Here is a 19,810-nt window from a genome sequence, read left to right on the forward strand (position 1 = left end):
GCGGGTACTATCGTACCTGACGCGAGTTGCGTTAGGGAAATATACTCTCTATTGAATCTTATTCCCGGAACGCTGCTTCGTTGGAGGTTTGTCTGCGAGTTTCATTGTTCATCACCTGTTATAACGACACTCTGTTTCCTGACACCGGTAAGGCTGTGGTGAGGGTCCTGGAGCGGCTGGGGCATAGTGTGGAGTTTCCGCGAGGGCAAACATGCTGCGGGCAGATGCACTATAACACTGGCTACCAGGCGGAGGCGATGCCTTTGCTGGAGCGGTTTGTTGCGCAGTTTCGCGGGGCGGAGGCTGTGGTGGTTCCTTCGTCCTCGTGTGTGGCGATGATGCGCGATCATTATCCGAAGATGGCTTTGGCGATCGGCCGGCGGGAGTTGATTGCGGAGGTTGAGGAGCTGCTGCCAAGGGTGTTTGAGTTTTCGGAGTTTCTGACGAAGCGGCTGGGGCTGGAGGATGTGGGGGCTTACTATCCGCATCGAGTGACGTATCACGCGAGTTGCCACGGGCTGAGGAATCTGCTGCTGGGAGACGGGCCTATGCGGCTGTTGAAGGCGGTGCGTGGGATTGATCTTGTGGAGTTGCAGGGGCTGGAGCAGTGCTGCGGATTCGGTGGGACGTTTGCCGTGAAGAACGCTGATGTTTCGAGCGCGATGCTGGCTGAGAAGACGACGGCGGTCCTGAAGACGAAGGCGGAGGCTTGTACGGCTTGCGATAACTCGTGCCTGATGCATATTCAGGGAGCGTTACATCGGCAGAGGACGGGAGTGAGGACGGTGCATCTGGCGGAGATTTTGGCAGGAGAAGACGGGGTGGGGCGATGAGTGGAGTTGGGCTGGATCCGAAGACGGCGCCGACGTTTCCGATGGCGGCGAAGGCGATGCTGGGGGATACGCAGCTGCGGAAGAATGTGCGGCATGCTACGGATGTGATCCAGGCGAAGCGGGCTCGAGTTGTCGGCGAGATGCCTGATTGGCAGGAGTTGCGTGAGGCGGGCAGGCAGATTCGCCAGCACACGATGGAGTATCTGGATTTTTATCTTGAGGAGTTTGAGACGAACTGTAGGCGCGCGGGCGGAGTGGTGCACTGGGCTCGGGATGCTGAGGAGGCGCGACGGATTGTTGTCGGGTTGGTGAAGGCCTCGGGGTCGGATGAGGTGATCAAGATTAAGTCGATGACGACGGAGGAGATTCAGCTGAACTCTGCGCTGGAGGGGGCGGGTATTCATCCGTTTGAGACGGATCTTGCGGAGTTGATCATTCAGTTGGGGGAGGATCGGCCTTCGCATATTGTTGTGCCTGCACTGCACAAGAACAGGCAGCAAATTCGTGAGATCTTTCGGCGGGAGATGAATCTGCCGGAGCTGGGAGAGAGACCGGAGGATCTGGCGGATGCGGCGCGAATGTTTTTGCGGGAGAAGTTTCTGCGAGTCAGGACAGCAGTGAGTGGCGCGAATTTTTTGATCGCTGAGACCGGTGGGGTTTGCGTCGTGGAGAGTGAGGGCAACGGACGGATGTGTCTGACGCTGCCGGAGACGCTGATTACGATCGCTGGAATTGATAAGGTGTTGCCGCGATTTCAGGATCTGGAGGTGATGCTGCAGCTGCTGCCTCGGTCTGCTACCGGAGAGCGGATGAATCCGTATAACTCGATCTGGACTGGGGTGGATGCTACCGATGGCCCGAAGGCGTTTCATGTGGTGTTGATGGATAACGCGCGGACGGAGATTCTGGAGGATGAGGAGGGACGAGAGACGCTGAACTGCATACGTTGCGGGGCCTGCCAGAATGCCTGCCCGGTGTATCGGCAGACGGGTGGGCATGCGTATGGAAGCGTGTATGCGGGGCCTATTGGAGCGATTTTGACGCCGCAGTTGCAGGAGATGCAGCATGCGCAGTCTCTGCCCTATGCTTCTTCGTTGTGTGGAGCGTGTTACGAGGTTTGTCCGGTGAAGATCAATATTCCAGAAGTACTGATTCATCTGCGGAATAAGGTGGTGAAGCAGAATACGGCTGGGGTCGCGGGGTTATTTGACGTAGAGGCCGGGGCGATGAAGGCGATGGCTATGATCTTTCGGAGCGAGCGGAGGTTCAGGGCGGCTCAGCGGCTGGGGCGGGTGGCTGAAAGGCCGCTGGTGCATAGGGATGGACAGGGCGAGGGATGGATTGGATGGCTGCCGGGGCTGCTGGGCGGTTGGACTCAGGTTAGAGATCTGCGGGAGATGCCGAAGGAGACGTTTCGGGACTGGTGGGAGAGGCGGGGCGGCAATGGCGACTGATACGGTTACAAATTCGGCACGGGACGAGATGTTGCGGCGGATAAGGGCGGCTATAGGTGGAACGTCGGATGGAACTGCGGCGAAGATTGGGTGGGATCGGATTGTGCGGAAGTATCGACGGAAGGGGACGCGCGAGCGAGAGGAGGTGTTGGCATTGCTGGAGGATCGGCTGCGGGATTATGACGCGCGAGTGGTTCGGGTTGCGGGTGACGGTGTAGGGCAAAGTGTAGCTGAGCTTCTGGCTGAGCGCGGAGTTCGGCGGGTGGTGGTGCCGATGGGATTCCCTGTTGCATGGCAGCCGGCCTCAGCAGGTGAGGTGGAGTTTGTGGTGGATGAGGGATTGTCCCCGGAGGAGCTGGATGGTGTCGATGGGGTGATGACGGGGGCGACGCTGGCGATTGCGGAGACGGGGACGTTCGTGCTGCAGAGTGTGGCGGGGCAGGGAAGACGAGCGGCGACGCTGGTACCGGACTATCACCTCTGTGTTGTGAGGGCGGAGGATGTGGTGGAGACGGTGCCGGAGTCTATGGCGCTGCTACAACGGACCGCGGGGCTGGCGACTACGTTTGTTTCGGGGCCGTCTGCGACGGCAGATATCGAGATGACGCGGATCAAAGGGGTGCATGGCCCGCGATTTCTGGATGTGATCCTGATTGTTTGAAGCGTGAAAGAAATCTTTTGACAAATGGCAGACAAAAGGCGCAGTCTGCTCATGTTTCAATAGAGAGTATATTTCTATATCGTAATATATCGGATCTGCGAGGGATTGAGAGATGGGAAACAACGGTGCTGGAGTTGCAGAGCGGGATGCACAAAGAGTGTTCAGTGCACTGGATAGTTTTCGAATCGAAGTTCCATCGTGGGGATTTGCGAATACCGGTACGCGTTTCGGGAAGTTCGTCCAAGGCGGGGCTGCAACGACGATTGAAGAGAAGTTCAGCGATGCCGCGCAGGTGAATGCTCTGACGGGAGCGAGCCCTACGGTTGCGCTGCATGTGCTGTGGGATCTGCCGAATGGGAAGGCGGACGTTGCTGCGATTCAAGCGCTCGAGAAGAAGTATGGGATGAGATCTGGCTCGATCAATCCGAATCTTTTTCAGAGCGCGGAGTATAAGTACGGATCGATTGCGAATCCGAGCGCGGAGATTCGCGGGATTGCGCTGAAGCATCTGCTGGATTCGGCGGAGATTGGGCGGGAGCTTGGGTCGAAGGATCTGTCGTTGTGGATTGCGGATGGGTCGAACTACCCGGGGACGCAGAGTATTCGCAAGCGGATTGGATGGATGGAAGAGGTGCTGGGCGCGGTTCATGCTGCGCTGGGTGAAGATCAGCGGATGCTGATCGAGTACAAGCCGTTCGAACCGGCTTTTTATCACACCGATATTGCTGACTGGGGGATGGCGCTGGAGTTGGTGCGACGGTGCGGGCCGAAGGCGAAGGTGTTGGTGGATACGGGGCATCATCCGCCGAGCACAAATATTGAACAGATCGTAACGTGGTTGCTGCATGTGAAGGAGTTGGGAGGATTTCATTTCAACGACCGGAAGTACGCGGACGATGACCTGACGCTGGGCTCGATCGATCCTTACCAGGTGTTTCGAATCTTCCATGAGATTTTGAGTGCGGGCGAGAGGGATCGTGCGGATGTCGCGTTCATGATCGACCAGAGCCACAACCTTAAAGGCAAGGTGGAGGCCATGGTGCAGACGGTAGTGACGGCACAGGAACTGTATGCGAAGGCGGCGTTGATTGACCAGGCGAGGCTTGCGGAGTTGCAGCAGGAGTGTCGGCTGGTGGAGGCGGAGGAGTGCTTCAGAGACACCTTCTGGCACGATGTGCGGCCGGTTGTGAGGGAGTGGCGGGTGGCGCGCGGATTGCCGGGGGAGCCTCTGAAGGCGTTGGCGGAGAGTGGGTACGTGGAGAAGATTACGCGCGAGCGAGCGAATAGGAATGCACGCAGCGTTTCGAGTTATGTCTGAGAGATATTGTCGTCGTGATGGCGGTCGCGAGTGGTAAGGCGGTGCTCAGGCTGTTCCGGAGAGACGGTTTGGTTGTGGGGGCTGCGGTAGAAGACAATGCGGTTGCGGCCAGAGGCTTTGGCGGCGTAAAGAGCTTCGTCGGCGTTGCGAATCATGTCTTCAACGCTGATGGTTTCGAGGTTGATCCAGGCTGCTCCGAAGCTTGAGGTAACGCGGATGGATTCGGCGAGATAGAAAAAGGGCGCCTGGGAGATGGCGTGCTGGATCTGGCTGAGACGCGCAGGGGTATCACCTTCAGGGAGTCCTGGCAGAACGATGAGGAACTCTTCTCCACCGTAGCGCCCGATGAAATCCGAAGGGCGGATATTTTGTGCCATGCGATGAGCTACGTCGCGCAGGATGAGATCACCGGCGAGGTGGCCGAGGGTGTCATTGATTTTTTTGAAATAGTCGATGTCTGCTAAAACGACGGCTAGTTGAGCGCCCTCGCGGCGGGCGTGGTCCAATTCGCGCTGAAGGATGTCGAGGATTGCGGATCGGTTCCACAGGCCTGTCAACGCATCGTGAGTGGCCTGGTGGTGGAGGGCTTCGCGAGTTGTGAGGAGCTCACTCTTTTCGGCTTCGAGTTGGCTGGTGCGCTGCGTTACGAGTTTTTCCAACAGCAGCTGTCGCTTGATGAGCCGGCGCTCGCGCAGATGCCAGAAGAGAAGAGAGCAGAGGAAGGAGAGAACCGCGAGACAAAGATAGAAGATGCGAGTGCGCCACCACGGAGGCCGGATGGAGACTTCGAAGGAGACGATGGCGGAGTGTCTCTGCTGATCAGGGTCAATGGCTTCGACTTCGAAGCGGAAGCTGCCGGGTGGCATGGCGGCGTAGTGCAGATGGTGCGAGGCGGTTTGATTCCAGGCGGGCTCGAGGCCGAGGAGGCGATATCGAAAGAGCGTAGAGCCCTGACGGTCGTAGTTGAGTGAGGTGAATGCGACGTCGAGGGGAACGTCGCGCCAGCGCCATATGTCTTTGTTAGCGGCGAGATTGAGGGGGCGAGTGCCAAGGGTTGCGGACTCGATCATCACCTTGAGAGGCGCGTTGGAGAAGAGGTGTTCGGGGTGGAGAAGATGGATAGCTCCGCCGTTGACGCCGACCCAGACGGAGCCATCGCTGTCGGCGAAGAAGGCTCCTTCATTGGTATCGTTCGAGAGGAGGCCGTCGCGTTGGGTGAGGAGCTTCCAGTCTGTTCCGTTGAAGACGTTGACGCCGAGGTCAGTTCCGACCCAGAGCCAGCCGCGGCGGTCGAACTGTACGAACTGAATGTCGGTGGAGACGATTTCGGGACTGGTGAAAGACGCGAGGAGATGTCCTTGATTGTTGTCGATGCGGAGATGGAGGAGGGAAGAAAGTCCGCCACCGATCCAGAGGGTGCCGTCAGCTGCGGCGGCAATGCCACGCATCTGTCCCTGGATGAGGGCTTTGTCGAGAGCGATCTCGGTCCATTGATCGGGTTCGCTATGTTGGTTGCCGGAGAGACGGTAGAGATGATGGTCGGAGATGAACCAGAGTGTGCCGTCGGCAGCTTCGGTTGCGTTTGCGAAGGCGTCGGTGGCGGTCAGGGTACTGCCGACTTTTTCGGGGTGAGGATCTGAGACCGGATCTTTGATGACGTATAGGCCCTCGCGGGAGAGTAGCCATATGCGATGGGAGGAGTCGGTGAAGAGCCTGGCGATGGTTGGCAGCTTTGCGATCTGGGTGAATCGCTGGGTGGTGGGATTGGAGTGTAAGAGCTGGCCGTAGATGTTGACGATCCAGAGGGAGCCGTCGGGAGATTGCGTGATGCCGGTGGTCTTTTGGAAGGGACCTGGCGGAAGACTCTTTGAAGGGAGGATGCGGTTTTGAGTTTCGTCGAGCTGGCTTACCTGAGTTTCGTCCCCGAACCAGATGTGGTTTTGACGATCGCGAAAGATGGTCCAGACGACATCGTTGCCGAGTCCCTGCGCGACGGTCCAGTTTTCTACCTCGTCGTAACCGAGCCAGCGGCGGAGGCCGTGGCCGCGGCTGCTGAACCAGAGAGCGCCGTTGTGATCGGAGACGATGGAGCTGATATCGGAGAAGTCGAGCCCGTTGGTGCGGTCGAAGAGTTGCCAGTGGTCTCCGCTCCATCGGGCTATGCCGGTGGAGGTTTGAGTAAGGACGCGGCCGCTGCGGTCTTCGGCGATGGTGAGGATGCCTGATCCGCTGAAGGTTCCGCGGGTCGTCGGAGCGATGCTGCGGTCGACGAAGGTGCTGCCTCCTGGGGCGAATGCGCGGATGTGCTGGCTGTTTCTTATCCAGAGAGCGTTCTGGCTGTCACGAAAGATAACTTGCCAAGGCTCGGCGGGAACTCCTTGTTGATCGCCCAGCATGTCGATCTGACTGCCGTTGATGTGACAGAGTTGTTCGGCGCAGGCCAGCCAGAGGGAGCCGTCGTGATCTGCGAAGACGTTGTGCAGCTGGGATAGCTGGGGATGGGCGGCCATCTGTTGAGGATTGAAGTAGGGAGTGATGATCCAGTGTTGCGGAGTGCTGGCGGGCTGAGCGAGCATCAGAGTGCCCTTGTTGAGGAAGAGGATGTGCCGGGAGTCGATAGAGGTCAGGTGCTGGCCGGGGGTGAACTGTGCGCCGGGTGTGAAGGGAATGGCTTCAAAGCGAGAGCCCGAGAGATAGTAGAGGTGATCGTTGGTCGCTGCCCAGATGCGGCCGGAGTCGTCCTGATCGACCTCGATGACCAGGCTTTCGAGGATTCCGTCGGCCGCGCCAAAGCGATGAAACTCTGCGCCGTCGTAGCGAAAAAGTCCGTTTTCCGTGGCGGCCCAGAGATAGCCGGTCTTGTCCTGGATGAGTTTGAAGACGTCGTGATTCTTGAGGCCTTCGTCCTGATCGAAGCGCTGAAACGTAAATTGCTGAGCGTTGAGGTGGAGCGTTACGGCGAAGAGGATCGCTACGATCGACGGGAACGAGAAGGTAAAGCCATAGGCAGAAAAGTCAGCGGATGTGTTGGGCCGGGGCAAGGTATTTCTCTTGTAGCACACCGCAGATTGAAAACACAGAGTGTTACATTACCGGAATTCTGTGGGCTGTCTAGAGGTGAGGATTGACGGTCCGTACGATATGCTTCGGGCTGGACGGGGAATTCCATTAGCGAAACCAACGCATCTGCAGCATAATGGATCGGCTGAGTGGTTGCTCCTCAGCGGGAGACTATGGCGGTACGAAAGACCTCGAAACGACTTTATCTGATTCCCGTGCTGTCGAAGGCGCTGGATATTTTGGAGCTGCTGCAATCGGAAAACCAGCCGATGACGCTGGAATCGATCCATCGACAGACGCGGATCTCGAAGACGACTGTGTACCGGGTGTTGAAGACGTTTGTTCATCGGGGATATCTTTCGCAGTCTCCCGATGGGATGTATAGGCAGGTGACGCGGCCCAAGAAGATGCGTTTCGGGTTTGGCGGGCAGAGCGCGGATATGCCGTTTTCTGTGGAGGTGACCGAGAGTCTGAAGGATGCGGCTGCGGCGGTGGGCGTCGATCTGCTGATTCTGGATAACCGTTATGACTCGGCGACTGCCTTGAGGAACGCGGAGGAGTTTGTCTCGAGCAAGGTGGATCTGGTGATCGAGTTCCAGGTGGAGCATGAGGTTGCTCCGATGATTGGGGATAAGATCGCGGGCGCGAAGATTCCGCTGATCGCAATCGATATTCCGCACCCTCATGCGACTTATTTTGGGGTGGATAACTACCGGGTCGGGATTGAGGCCGGGGAGACGCTTGGGGCGCATGCGACGGCGAGTTGGGAGGGGAAGGTCGATTGGGTGATTGGGTTGGATCTGGCAGAGGCGGGGCAGTTAGTGCAGAGCCGGATAACTGGGGCGTTTGAAGGGGTGAGGAGCGGACATCCAGAGTTGCCGGTTGAGGTGTTTGTGCGGATTGACGGGCGTGGGATGCGCGATCGGAGCAAGAAGCTGATCTCAGATTTCTTGCAGCGACATCCGAAGGACAAACACATTTTGATTGCTGCGGCTACGGACTCGAGCGCGCTGGGTGCGGTGGATGCGGTGCGGGAGCAGAAGCGCGAGAGGCATGTGGCGATTGTGGGGCAGGATTGCATTGCAGAGGCGATGCAGGAGATGCGGAGGGATAAATCGCCGTTGATCGGGTCGGTCTCCCATGAGGCGAGCTCTTATGGGCCGAGTTTGATTCATCTTGGTCTGTCGCTGCTGCGGGGACAGACGGTTCCTCCCTATAACTATGTGGCTCATAAGATGGTGACTCGGGAGTCGCTTAGCGAAGTGCAAGTTTGAGCTAGTTTTCTCATTGGAAATAGTTGCCGTATTGGTGTTGCGTGTGGAATGATAGTCGGGGCCTGCAATTGGCCGAGACGACAGAGGTTGACACATGACGACGGCACAGAGTGGGCTGCGGTTTTTGGAAGATCGTTGGGATGAGGCGGTCGCGGCAAAGCTGGATGCACCGGAGCTGCTGAGATATCGATCGAACCTGTTGGGCTCGGATCTGCGGATTACCAACTTCGGCGGTGGAAATACCAGTTCGAAGTTGGAGCAGGTCGATCCGCTGGATGGTAAGACGAAGCAGATTCTCTGGGTGAAGGGCAGTGGTGGCGATCTCGGCAGCATCAAGCGTGCGGGGTTTGCGACGCTCTACATGGAGAAGCTGCTGGCGCTGGAGAAGGCGTATCGCGGGGTGGATCTCGAAGACGAGATGGTGGAGATGTACCCGCTGTGCACGTTCGGGAATAATCCCGTCGCGGCTTCGATTGATACTCCGCTGCATGGGTTTTTGCCGTTTGCACATGTGGACCATCTGCATCCGGACTGGGGGATCGCGCTGGCGGCCTCGGCGAATGGGAAGATCAAGATGGAGGAGTTCAATACGGAGTTTGGGCATAAGCTGGCGTGGTTGCCGTGGCAGAGGCCAGGGTTTGAGCTGGGAATGATGTTGAAGAAGATTGTGGAGGAGACGCCGGGGTGCGATGGCGTGGTGCTTGGCGGCCATGGGCTGTTTACGTGGGGCGATACGCAGCGTGAGAGCTACCTGAGTACGATTACGATCATCGATCGGCTGGGGCAGTTTATTGAACGGCATGGTTCGGTGGAGGGGCATAAGCACTTTGGCGGCGGGCAGGTGAAGAGCCGCGAGGACAGGGCGGCGGTGGCCTTGCGGGTGATGCCGAATCTGCGTGGAGTTGTGTCGCGGAAGCAAAGATGGATCGGAAGCTTCAGCGATCTGCCGCAGGTGATGGAGTTTGTGAACTCGGCGCATGCGGAGCAGTTGGCACACCTGGGGACAAGTTGCCCGGACCACTTTATTCGAACGAAGATTCGGCCGATGTTTATCAATTGGAACCCGGCGGGTGATCCGGCGGAGCTGAAGGAGCTGATTGAGAGTTCGCTGGAGACCTATCGCGCGGAGTATGCGGAGTACTACAAGAAGCACGCGGTGAAGGATTCGCCAGCGGTGCGGGATGCAAGCCCTACCGTGGTGCTAGTGCCGGGTGTGGGAATGTTCAGCTTTGGAAAGAACAAGACCGAGTCGCGGATTACCGGAGAATTTTACATCAATGCGATTGGCGTGATGCAGGGTGCGGGGGCCTTGGGTGCGGGCGTGGACTGTAAGGATATTTCACCCCAGCGAGCAAGCTCGCCGGGGACCCCGGATATTCCGCAGGCGGGCCCGGCGGCTTCCGCGGATCAGTTTACGGTGCATGCGAACTATGTTGCGCTGCCTCCGAGTGAGGCTTTCCGGATTGAGTACTGGAAGTTGGAAGAGGCGAAGATTCGCAGACAGCCGCCGGAGAAGGAGCTGAGCCGGCGAATCGCCATGGTGGTTGGCGGTGGAAGTGGAATTGGGCGAGAGGTCGCGCTGCTGGCGGCTCAACGCGGCGCGCATGTTGTGGTTGCCGACCGCGATGTAAGGGGTGCAGAGGCGGTTGCTGAGGAGATAAAGGCTATTGCAGGCAAAGAGGCGGTTAGCTGGAAGAGCATCGATATTCGCGATCGCAAGACGATCAAGGCTGCTCTTGAGGCGACGGTAAAACAGTTTGGTGGGATCGACATTTTGATCAACACGGCTGCTCTTTTTCCTTCATCGCCGGATGGTGTGATTAGTGATGAGCAGTGGGCTTTGACGCTTGAGGTGAATGTCACGGCGAACTATTTGCTGACCGACGAGGCGGCGAAGATCTTTGCGGAGCAGGGGCTTGATGGGAGCGTGGTGCTGACGAGTTCGGCCAATGCTGTTGTGGCAAAGCGGGGTAGTGAGGCGTACGACGTGAGTAAGGCGGCTTTGAGTCACCTGGTGCGTGAGCTGGCGGTTTCGCTGTCACCGAAGGTGCGGGTGAATGGTATCAGTCCGGCTACGGTGGTGAAGGGCTCGACGATGTTCCCGCGAGATCGCGTGATTGCTTCGTTGAAGAAGTACAAGCTCCCGTTTGAAGAGACGGATACCGATGACGGATTGCGGAACGTACTGGCGCAGTTTTATGCGACGCGGACTTTGACTCATCAGCCCATTGATCCCAAGGATTGTGCGGAGGCCATTATGTTCCTTGCGGGGCCTCTCGCTCGATGCACGACCGGTCATTTGATTCCAGTGGACGGCGGTTTGACGGAAGCGTATCTGCGATAGGAGAGGCACGCGATGAGACGGACGCCAGATATGGCGCTGGTTCCGCAGGATACGCGGGCTCTGATAGCGGTGGACCTGGGAGCGGAGAGTTGCCGGGTTTCGCTGCTGCGATGGGTGGCGGGAGGGTCAGAGATTACGCTGGTGCATCGGTTTGCCAACGCTCCGCGTGAGGCAGATGGTGGACTGCGGTGGGATCTAAGAATGATTGAAGCTGGGTTGGAGCATGGGCTTCGACTCTGCGCGGAGATTGCAGTGGAGGGCGTGCGCTCGATTGCAGTGGATGGTTGGGCCGTGGACTATGTGCGTGTCGATGCAGATGGAAAGGCGCTGGCTGATCCATTTTGTTATCGCGATGAGAGAACGATTGAGGCGGAGCAGATTCTGCACGTCGAGATTGCGCCTGAGCGGCTGCGCGAGTGCACGGGAGTACAGTTGCTTCGTATTAACACTCTCTATCAGCTGTATGCGGATCGGTTGCAGGGACTGCCTGCGGGTAGTCAGTGGATGAATCTGCCGGAGTACATTTTGTCGCGTTGGGGTGGCGCACGGGTGGCGGAGTTTACGAACGCGACTCATTCGCAGATGGTGGATCTGAAGACTCGGAAGTGGTGCGAGGAGATCTTTCAGGCAGCGGAGCTGAATGTTGGGCTTGCGCCGAAGGTGGTTCCTCCGGGAACTGAGGTTGGCAAGTTGAGTTGCGAACTGGCGAAGCTGACGGCGTTTCGGGATACGGTTCTGATCGCTCCGGCCTGTCATGATACTGCTTCGGCGATCGCGGGGATTCCTGCGGTGGGGGATGATTGGGCCTACATCAGCTCGGGAACGTGGTCGCTGGTGGGGACTGTACTGGAAGGGCCAAGAAATAATGCGGCTGTGGCGGCGGAAAATTTCACGAACCTTGGAGCGGTGGGAGGAAGAGTCTGCTTTCACAAGAATGTGAACGGCATGTGGTTGGTCCGGCAATGTCTGCATGAATGGGCAGCGGAGGGGCGGGAGTGGACCGTACCGGAGTTGGTGGCCGCGGCGGAGAAGGTTGCGAAGCCCGATGGGCTGTTGGATGTGGACGATTCTGATCTGCTGCTGGCTGGGGGATGCCGCAGAGGATCAACGCGCAACGGGTGCGGAACGGGTTGCAGACTGTACGTGAAGGACCGGAGAATGCTCCGGCGTTTGCGAGTTTGATCTTTCATAGCCTGGCGGCTCGGTATGCTGAGGTGCTGGAGCGCGTGGCCTTTCATAGTGGCAAAAAGTTAAAGCGGCTGTTTGTGGTGGGTGGCGGGAGTCAAAATGATTTTCTGAATCGGCTGACGCAGGAGGCTACGGGATTGGAGCTGTTTCGTGGTGCGGCGGAGAGCTCGACGGTTGGGAACTTTGCGGTGCAGCTCGCAGTGCTGGAGGGTAGCCGGGACGATGTGACCGGCGCGGATGCAGCGCGGGTTTCGAGTTGGGCGGGGCGATTGGCATTGGCGCTGGAGGAGATGGTTTCGGAGAGTTAGCACTCACGTGGTACGCTTCCCTTGCATGTCTGCTCATCCCTTTGATCTTGTTGCTTCTGCCTCCGCTGAGATGGTTCGCGAAGGTTTTCATATCGATTTTCCTGAAGGCAGCGACGCGCAAGTGGCGGCGATTCGTGCGGCTGAGGGAGCAAAGGCCGATGCGGATGTTCGCGATCTGCGTGGGCTGTTGTGGTCTTCGATCGACAATGACACTTCACGGGATCTCGACCAGATCGAAGTGGCCGAGCGTGTGAATGGTGGGGTGCGCGTGAGGGTGGGGATCGCCGATGTTGCGGGTTCGGTGCTGAAGGATACGCCTCTGGATCGGCATGCGGCGGAGCAGACGCAGACGGTTTACACGGCGGTGCGTAATTTTTCCATGCTGCCGTCGGAGCTCTCAACGGATCTGACCTCCTTGAATGAAGACGAGGATCGGATGGCTGTGGTTGTTGAGTTTGTAGTGGATGGTCAAGGGAGGGTGCAGGACACTGCCCTCTACAGGGCGCAGGTTCGGAACAGGGCGCAGCTTGCTTACAGCCATGTAGGGCCGTGGCTCGAAGGGAAGACGGAGCCGGATGCGAAGGTGGCTGCTTCGGTTGATCTCCAGGAGCAACTGCGGCTGCAGGATGACGCGGCGCTGGCGCTGCGGGCTCAGAGGGTGAAGATGGGCGCTCTGGAGTTCAACCGGGTGGAGGCTGATCCGGTGGTGGTGGATGGCAAGGTGCAGTCGATTGGGACGGCGTTTCATAATCGGGCGAGCGATTTGATTGAAGAGTTGATGATTGCTACGAACGAGACAATGGCGCGGATGCTGCGGGAGGCGAAGCGGTCGTCGATTCGGAGGGTGGTGCGATCGCCGGAGAGGTGGGCGCGGATTGTGGAGCTTGTGGGGCGGCATGGGACGGTGCTGCCGGCTCAGCCTGACTCGGGCGCACTGAACGCGTTTTTGCAGGCGCAGAGGGAGTCGGACGCGGTGCACTATCCGGATCTGTCGCTGGCGATCATCAAGCTGATGGGGCCGGGGGAGTATGTTCTGGCTAAGGGCGACGACGATGCGGAGCAGCAGGGGCACTTCGGGCTGGCGGCGCAGGACTACGCGCACTCGACCGCGCCGAACCGGCGGTTCGTGGACCTAGTGACACAGCGGGTAGTGAAGGCGATGCTGGCCGGAGGGGCTGCTCCTTATACCGACGATGAGCTTGAGGCGATTGCGACGCACTGCAACGAGAGAGAGGCAGCGGGGCGTAAGGTGGAACGGGCCATGCTGAAGCGAGTGGCAGCGGTGGCTTTGGCCAGTAGCCTGGGGAAGAGCTTTCACGGAGTGATCACCGGCGCGAACGATAAAGGGACCTATGTTCGAGTATTCGATCCTCCGGTGGAGGGTAAGGTGGTACGAGGCGCGCAGGGGCTCGATGTGGGGGACATGGTAGACGTGACGCTGCTGCATACTGATCCGCAAAACGCGTTTATCGACTTTGGACGTGGGTGAAGCTGGAGGATATTTACAGCAGGTTCCTGAAGTCGCGTTGCGAAGGTATTTTTGTTTTGCGCGGCGCAGATCGTCGAGTTGATCGTCGCTTAGGGTCTGCGAGGAGCCTAGCTGGTGGGCGACGAGGCGGATGTGGGCGAGGTGCTCGACGGTCTCCATCTTGAGGAAGGCGTCGAGGAGCGTAGGGGCGTACGCAACGGCACCGTGATTGGCCATGAGGATGGCGGTGTGATGGGGAATGAAGGGTCTGAGGCTTGCCGCGACCTCGTCGGTACCGGTGGTGGCATATCGGGCCAGAGGAACTGAACCGAGGGTCATGACCGCCTCCTGGCAGAGCATCTCGTCGAGGGCACGGCCGGCGCAGGCGAAGGCGGTTGCGATGGGGGATGGGAGTGGACGACGGCTTCGATGTCCGCTCTCATCTGGTACACGGCGAGGTGCATGCTGAGTTCGCTGGTGACCTTTCGCGAGCCAGTGAGCTGACGTCCTTCGAGGTCGACGATGACCATGTCGGAGGGGCGCATGAGGTACTTGCTCATGCCGGTGGGAGTGACCAGCAGGCGCTCGTGATCGAGCCGGACGGAAAGGTTTCCCGAGGTTCCCGGCATAAAGCCGAGTCGCGAGAGCCATTTGCCGAACTGGACGAGTTCGCGCCTTAGTTCAACTTCTGGTCGGCCGATACATTCTTCGATCATCGTCCCTCTTTCGTTGCCATGAAGTGTAATCCCATTCCGGTTTTTGAAGTGCATGTTTTCCTCACAGGATTTCAAATGGAGATGGTTTTATTTGGATGATCGGTTTTGGCGAAGAGAGCTTTGCAGGTTTCGCCTATTTTGGCTGAGGCCATGAAGAGGTAAGCGGCAGGAGCGGACCGATGACGAGCAGCTGCAGACGGCCGCCAGTCCGATGGAAGAGATGCAGTCACGCTGTCCGCAGCCTGGGTTGCCCTCAAACTGGCGGGTAATGTTTTGGTTGAGAGGTCCGCATAGACGGTCATAGTTGTTCAGCGAAGATACACTCTTCGGCGGTCTTTGGTAGAGAGGAGATTTCTTTTATGACAATATTTCGCCATGGGGGGACGGATATGTCATTCCGAACTCGTGCAACTCGGTCATGATGGGCGGCGCGCATGCTGTGAGGTGAACCAGACGGTCGCTAGGTGGGCTGAGTCCAGAACCGAAGGAATTATCCCCATACACGGCCCGATCGACCATCTGCGCCGGTGACCACCGTGCAGTGGATAATGATTTCGGCATCCTAGATGTGTCTGCGTCGTTGGGCCTGTTCGGGTTGAAGGCCGTAGATGGAGATTCCATGCTCAGCTTCTTGAATTTCTTCGACCTGGGCGGATGCCGCTGCGCACAATGTGGACGATCTGGGTGTGGATGCTCCGAGCCTCAATCTGAGCCAGTCAGTGAGACGGCTTGGGTTGAGCCGATTCAATGTTGTGGGTTTTCGACGTGGATCAGTAGCAGCGCGTTCGGGCTGAGGCTAAGGTGTAAGGTTCCATTGCGAAGTGCGGTAACTTCTGGGGCGGGAAGTGCGGTCTCGCGGTTTAGCTGCTCGGCCTGTGGGGGCGTCGGGTTTTTGGGTTTCCCCATTGCGGCCCACTGCGGCAGGACGTTTCCGTGGGTCTCATCGACTCGTTGAATTGCGACCTTCGCGTTTTGCGGGACGCCGGAGAGATGGAGGTTTAGCTCGCGAGAGCTTCCTTGTTGGCCGGGGTCAACGAGGTTCCAGGCTGCAATCGCCAGATCTCCGTTGGGTGTGCGCGTCGCAATTATGTTGTTGGAGGAATTGGCAAGGCGCTGATCTCCGAGTTGATGCAGGAGACCGTAGGCGTAGTAGCTGGGCTTGTTGATGCCGTCGAAGGCGCGCAGGCCGAAGTCGCCGCGGAAGGGGTACTGGTGGGTCCGCCTTCCTCGAAGACGTCGGAGAAGGTCCAGAAGGAGAGCATGTCTACGTTGCCGTCGCACTCGCGTACTGTGTTGGCGAGAGCAGGGCCGACGTAGATGGTGTCACGAGCCTCCATCATGCCGGGGACGTTCCATTCCGTCCAGAAGAGTGGAAGGTGAGGTGTGGCGGAGTGGTTGATCTCTCCGCGAACCTTTGCGATGGCGCGGCCTACTCGGTCGTCCATGGGGATGTCTTCGTTGGTGCCGAACATGTTGTGGACTGTGTCGTCGGCATAGCCGTGAGTTGAGACGAAGTCGACCGGGATGTGATTGTCCGCAGTGTGCTGGAGAAACTCGGGGATCCATTGTGCGGCGGCGGTGGCCGGGCCTCCTACGCGCAGGCGAGGGCTGACGGATTTGAGGGTTCGTGCGGTGTGATCGTAGAGTTCGAAGTACGATTCTTGTCGCGGGATGCCATTCCAGAAGTCGATATTCGGTTCGTTCCATACTTCGAAGTACCACTGGGAGACTTCGTTGATGCCGTAGCGGTCGACGAGGTGCTGGGCAAAGTGCTGGATGAGGTCGTCCCAACGCTCCATGCTCTTTGGCGGCGAGACGTTGGGTTTGTACCAGAAGGGATGAAGTGCGTCGGGATTGAAGGCGAGCTTTTGGGCATGAAGCTAATCTCCACCACGGGGCGCACACCGTTTTTCAGGAGGCCGTCGTAGATGGAGTCGACGTAGGCGAAGTTGTAGACGGGGTTGCCATGCTCGTCCTCGTTGTAGACGCCGACTTCGTCGTGAAGGATGGCGTGAAAGCGCACGTAGCGGAAGTCCGCGACTTTTTTCACGGCGCGCAGGTCTTCACGGTACTCTTCCCGCAGGCTGAGGATGGCGCGGCCGGAGCCGAACATCTGTTCCCAGAAGTGCGGGAATGGAATTGTTGTCGCGTGGGCGTCGATGGTGATGACTTCGTCGGGAGACGACTGAGACTGAGTGAGGCCTGGCCATGCGATGCAGAGAAGAATCAGGGAGAGCGATAGGAGTTTGCTTCGGCGAGTGGGCATTGGTACCTCGTTCGGGACTGAGGGTTCGGTTTGGAGAACGTCTGCTGGTGAATCGGAGCGTCGGGACCAGTGAATAGTCTGCGTGTCACTTCGCGTCGTAGAGACGGATTGTCTCAGGAGTTTGTCGCTGTGTCCGGTCGTCGTTTACAAACGGCGGTTTATTTGACTACTAGCAGAACGAGGCCGTGTGGCGGTATGGTGACCTGCAGATGACCGTTGGAGAGGTGGAGTTCTTCTGAAGGCGCCATGGCACCGGCTGCTTTCAACTGTTTGATCTGGTCTTGCGTCAGGCTGCCACGCGGCCTCCCCATGGTGTCAAATGCTTTCACTACATTTCCGTGGTCGTCATCCAGTCGCAGGAGTTCAACTTTCGCGTTTGATGGAACGCCGGCGACGGTAATCTGGAATTTTTGTCTGCACCTTTGTCCGTGGGAGGAGGGGTATAGGCGGCGCCGATGCCGAAGGGTGGCGCATAGTTCCAGAGAGCGACTTCTACTGCGCCGTCGCTCGATCTGGTTGCCAGTGCGTCGTCGTTCTCGAGTTTGATTCTGCGGTCTCCAAGGCGATGCAGCATCGCGAAAGCATTGAGGGACGGCTTGGGAATGCTGTCGGCGGCGATGAGGCCAAAGCCTCCGTAGAACGGCGTCCGTACGACCCCTGCTCCTCGAAGACGTCGGAGAACGACCAGTAACTCATCGACTCTGTGAGGCCGTCGCACTGGCGGATGTTGTTCGCCAGCCAGGGTCCCATGTAGGTGGTGTCCGTCACGTCGGGCTCGTTCGAATAGCTGGCGTTGTACTCGCTGAAGAGGAGCGGCATCTTTGGGTAGGGTGAGGCCACGATCTCGTCGTGCACTTTTTTACTGCGCGATAGACCATGACGTCGCGCGGAATCTGTTCGTCGGTGTGAAAGACATCTTTTGCGGTGTCGTTCGCGTAGACATGGGTTGAGGCGAAGTCAACGGGGATGTTGTGATCCTTGCAGTGCTGGAGGAAGTCCCCTACGTATGCGGCTTGTGCCGTCGATGGGCCGCCTACACGGATTCTCTGGCTGACTTTTAAGTGCGAGCGCGGTGTGATCGTAGAGTTCGAAGTAAGTGGGCATGTTGGGACGGCCGCCCCAGAAGTCGAGGTTCGGCTCATTCCAAACTTCGAAGTTCCAGGTCGCGACTTCGTCGATGCCGTAGCGGTCGATGAGGTGTTGGGCAAAGGCGGTGATCATCGCGTCCCAAAGAGCGTAGTCCTTTGGTGGAGATACGACTGGTTTATAGAAGAAGGACTGCGTTTGGTTTGGGTCGGCTGCCATCTTGCGGGGCATGAAGGAGAGTTCGACGAAGGGACGAACGCCGTTCGCGAGAAGGCCGTCGTAGATCTGGTCGATGTACGAGAAGTTGTAGATGCCGGCACCCTGAACTTTTTCAGGAGGCAGTCCGGGATTCTGCGTTGTCGCGTCGGGGTCGTAAAGGCCAACCTCGTCGAGAAGGATGCCGTGGAAGCGCACTGATTTGAAGTCGGTCACATTTTTGACTGCGCGGAGATCGTCGCGGTAGCTCTGGCGCAGGGAGAGGATGGCGCGACCCGACCCGAAGGTCTGCTCCCAGAAATGGGGGAAGGGAGTTGTGTCGGCATGGGCGTCCACGCGAACCTGCTCTGTTGTTTGGGCGTGGAGAGAAATTCCGCTGAAAAAGCTGAGACTAAGTGCCGCCAGGACGAGTGCGCGGGTTCGAATCATGGAAAACCCCTTAGGTGTTGCAGCATGTGGTGATTTGGTGGTGAGAGCGTGGTTTTCTGGTGGTGAAACGTGGTGAATTGACATCGCTTCTCGTGGTGCGGAGGCAGGAATGACGCGGGTTTTCGTGTTTTGGGCGGTAAAAAATCATTGCCGTAAATTTTGCACCATAAATGAGGCAGCGGCTTTTTTCTGAAGAGCAGAAACGCACGGTCTTCGATTTGGAGGTGCGAGATTGGTTCCGTGCGAAGACGTGAAGAGAGGATGCTTCCGGAGAAGCATCCTCTTTCGAGTGAGAGGCAGGCAGCGGGTTAGAAGCTGAAGCGAGCCTGCAGGTTGACGATACGGCCACCGAGAGCTGACTGTGCCTGGCCGAAGTTGGTTGCCGTGATGTTATTGGAGACGCTGGACGGGCTGAAGTTGAGGTTGTTGAAGAAGTTGAAGGCGTCAGCGCGGATCTCGATCCTCGCATTTTCACCCAATACGGGGAGTTTAGGAAGTCCGAAGGCTTTAGTGAGCGTACCGTCGAGGGATTTGTATCCAGGACCTACGAGTGCGTTTCTGCCGACTCCCGGAAGCTGCGGGATCCCGGATCCGGGGTGAATGCGGGCTTAGTGTAGTAGGCGGTTCCGGTGTTTGCGGCAGCCAAGGGGAAGTTCTTATTGACGCCGGTACCTACGCCGGGTCCGGATTTGAAGGCATCGTTGCTGTAGTTGTGGCCCGCACCGCCCAGATAGGCAGCGGGACGAAGGGTGGTGTAGCCGCTGTTGGGGTAGTAAAGGCTGCTTCCGGTGCTAAAAGTTGGCATCCAGGGGAAGCCGGTGTGGAGGTTGAAGATACCGCTGAGAGACCAGCCTCCGACGATCTTCTCAAGCCAGGCGTGACCGCCGGTGAAGATGACAGGTTGCCAGACGCCGTAGATCTTGAAGGCCTTGCCTACGTTGTAGTCTGAGGGACCCCAGGCGAGCGATGAGTTGAAGGGATACGGATCTTCGTAGTAGGGCTGTGAGGTGTTGTCCAGGCTTTTGGACCACTGGAACTGAGCGTCCACCTGGAAGTGATGCGCCATGGCGTGCTTGAGGCCGAGGAGCAAGGCGTTGTAGCTGGCACCGCCGTAGTTGCCGAAGTAGTCCACGTTATTGGCGAGAGGGTTGAGAGGAATGCCGTCCGCTACTGCAGAGACGTAGGCGTT

13 protein-coding genes and 5 pseudogenes are annotated in these 19,810 nt (G+C 58.2%); 9 read left to right on the forward strand and 9 right to left on the reverse strand.

What is annotated here, in order from left to right; translation table 11 throughout:
* Positions 1-92 precede the first annotated feature (92 nt).
* The 4 genes from RBB80_RS15605 to RBB80_RS15620 all read left to right on the forward strand — a co-directional run bounded on the left by RBB80_RS15605 (position 93) and on the right by RBB80_RS15620 (position 4,266).
* Positions 93-833, forward strand: coding sequence for a (Fe-S)-binding protein (locus RBB80_RS15605; protein ID WP_433969697.1), 741 nt, complete (start codon positions 93-95; stop codon positions 831-833).
* Positions 830-2,287, forward strand: coding sequence for a LutB/LldF family L-lactate oxidation iron-sulfur protein (locus RBB80_RS15610; RefSeq protein ID WP_433969234.1), 1,458 nt, complete (start codon positions 830-832; stop codon positions 2,285-2,287). Before RBB80_RS15605 ends, RBB80_RS15610 begins: the two co-directional genes overlap by 4 nt.
* Positions 2,277-2,948 (forward strand): LutC/YkgG family protein, encoded by a 672-nt coding sequence (locus tag RBB80_RS15615; RefSeq protein WP_433969235.1) that lies wholly within the window; start codon positions 2,277-2,279, stop codon positions 2,946-2,948. The genes RBB80_RS15610 and RBB80_RS15615 overlap by 11 nt, the downstream gene beginning before the upstream one ends.
* A 112-nt stretch (positions 2,949-3,060) precedes the next feature.
* Entirely contained in the window at positions 3,061-4,266 is a 1,206-nt protein-coding gene (locus RBB80_RS15620) for a TIM barrel protein (RefSeq protein ID WP_433969236.1), read from the forward strand.
* On the opposite strand, the gene RBB80_RS15625 is transcribed toward RBB80_RS15620, so the two are convergent.
* Complete coding sequence (locus tag RBB80_RS15625) at positions 4,257-7,307, reverse strand: diguanylate cyclase (RefSeq protein WP_433969238.1); 3,051 nt, start codon at positions 7,305-7,307, stop codon at positions 4,257-4,259. The two genes, RBB80_RS15620 and RBB80_RS15625, sit on opposite strands and share 10 nt — an antisense overlap.
* A gap of 192 nt (positions 7,308-7,499) precedes the next feature.
* On the opposite strand from RBB80_RS15625, the gene RBB80_RS15630 reads away from it, so the two are divergent.
* From RBB80_RS15630 to RBB80_RS15650, 5 genes are all read left to right on the forward strand, one after another.
* Positions 7,500-8,600, forward strand: a complete 1,101-nt coding sequence (locus tag RBB80_RS15630) for a substrate-binding domain-containing protein (protein ID WP_433969240.1) — start codon at positions 7,500-7,502, stop codon at positions 8,598-8,600.
* A 94-nt stretch (positions 8,601-8,694) separates the two neighbouring features.
* Positions 8,695-10,944, forward strand: a complete 2,250-nt coding sequence (locus tag RBB80_RS15635; RefSeq protein WP_433969242.1) for a bifunctional rhamnulose-1-phosphate aldolase/short-chain dehydrogenase — start codon at positions 8,695-8,697, stop codon at positions 10,942-10,944.
* 12 nt (positions 10,945-10,956) lie between these two features.
* Positions 10,957-12,126, forward strand: coding sequence for a rhamnulokinase (locus RBB80_RS15640; RefSeq protein ID WP_433969243.1), 1,170 nt, complete (start codon positions 10,957-10,959; stop codon positions 12,124-12,126).
* On the forward strand, positions 12,075-12,440 hold the full coding sequence (locus RBB80_RS15645; RefSeq protein ID WP_433969245.1) for an FGGY-family carbohydrate kinase: 366 nt from the start codon (positions 12,075-12,077) through the stop codon (positions 12,438-12,440). The genes RBB80_RS15640 and RBB80_RS15645 overlap by 52 nt, the downstream gene beginning before the upstream one ends.
* Positions 12,441-12,465: 25 nt before the next feature.
* Positions 12,466-13,929 (forward strand): RNB domain-containing ribonuclease, encoded by a 1,464-nt coding sequence (locus RBB80_RS15650; protein WP_433969247.1) that lies wholly within the window; start codon positions 12,466-12,468, stop codon positions 13,927-13,929.
* Between the two features lie 186 nt (positions 13,930-14,115).
* Here the strand turns inward: RBB80_RS15650 and RBB80_RS15655 are convergent.
* The 8 genes and pseudogenes from RBB80_RS15655 to RBB80_RS15690 all read right to left on the reverse strand — a co-directional run.
* Positions 14,116-14,678, reverse strand: a pseudogene (locus RBB80_RS15655) (class II aldolase/adducin family protein); the annotation flags it as partial.
* A gap of 690 nt (positions 14,679-15,368) precedes the next feature.
* A pseudogene (locus RBB80_RS15660) lies at positions 15,369-16,423 on the reverse strand (GH39 family glycosyl hydrolase).
* Positions 16,424-16,545: 122 nt separating this feature from the next.
* Positions 16,546-16,890: pseudogene (locus RBB80_RS15665) on the reverse strand (GH39 family glycosyl hydrolase); the annotation flags it as partial.
* A gap of 158 nt (positions 16,891-17,048) precedes the next feature.
* Positions 17,049-17,219 carry a hypothetical protein gene (locus RBB80_RS15670; RefSeq protein WP_433969249.1) on the reverse strand — a complete coding sequence of 57 codons (171 nt, stop codon included), beginning with the start codon at positions 17,217-17,219 and terminating at the stop codon, positions 17,049-17,051.
* Positions 17,219-17,709 (reverse strand): annotated as a pseudogene (locus RBB80_RS15675) (GH39 family glycosyl hydrolase). Before RBB80_RS15675 ends, RBB80_RS15670 begins: the two are co-directional and overlap by 1 nt.
* Positions 17,655-18,705: pseudogene (locus RBB80_RS15680) on the reverse strand (GH39 family glycosyl hydrolase). Before RBB80_RS15680 ends, RBB80_RS15675 begins: the two co-directional pseudogenes overlap by 55 nt.
* Before the next feature lie 224 nt (positions 18,706-18,929).
* Positions 18,930-19,100 carry a hypothetical protein gene (locus RBB80_RS15685; RefSeq protein ID WP_433969251.1) on the reverse strand — a complete coding sequence of 57 codons (171 nt, stop codon included), beginning with the start codon at positions 19,098-19,100 and terminating at the stop codon, positions 18,930-18,932.
* A 65-nt stretch (positions 19,101-19,165) separates the two neighbouring features.
* Positions 19,166-19,753 (reverse strand): hypothetical protein, encoded by a 588-nt coding sequence (locus RBB80_RS15690; protein ID WP_433969253.1) that lies wholly within the window; start codon positions 19,751-19,753, stop codon positions 19,166-19,168.
* Positions 19,754-19,810 lie beyond the last annotated feature (57 nt).

The sequence above is a fragment of the Tunturiibacter gelidiferens genome, from assembly GCF_051013345.1.
Lineage (GTDB): Bacteria > Acidobacteriota > Terriglobia > Terriglobales > Acidobacteriaceae > Edaphobacter > Edaphobacter gelidiferens_A.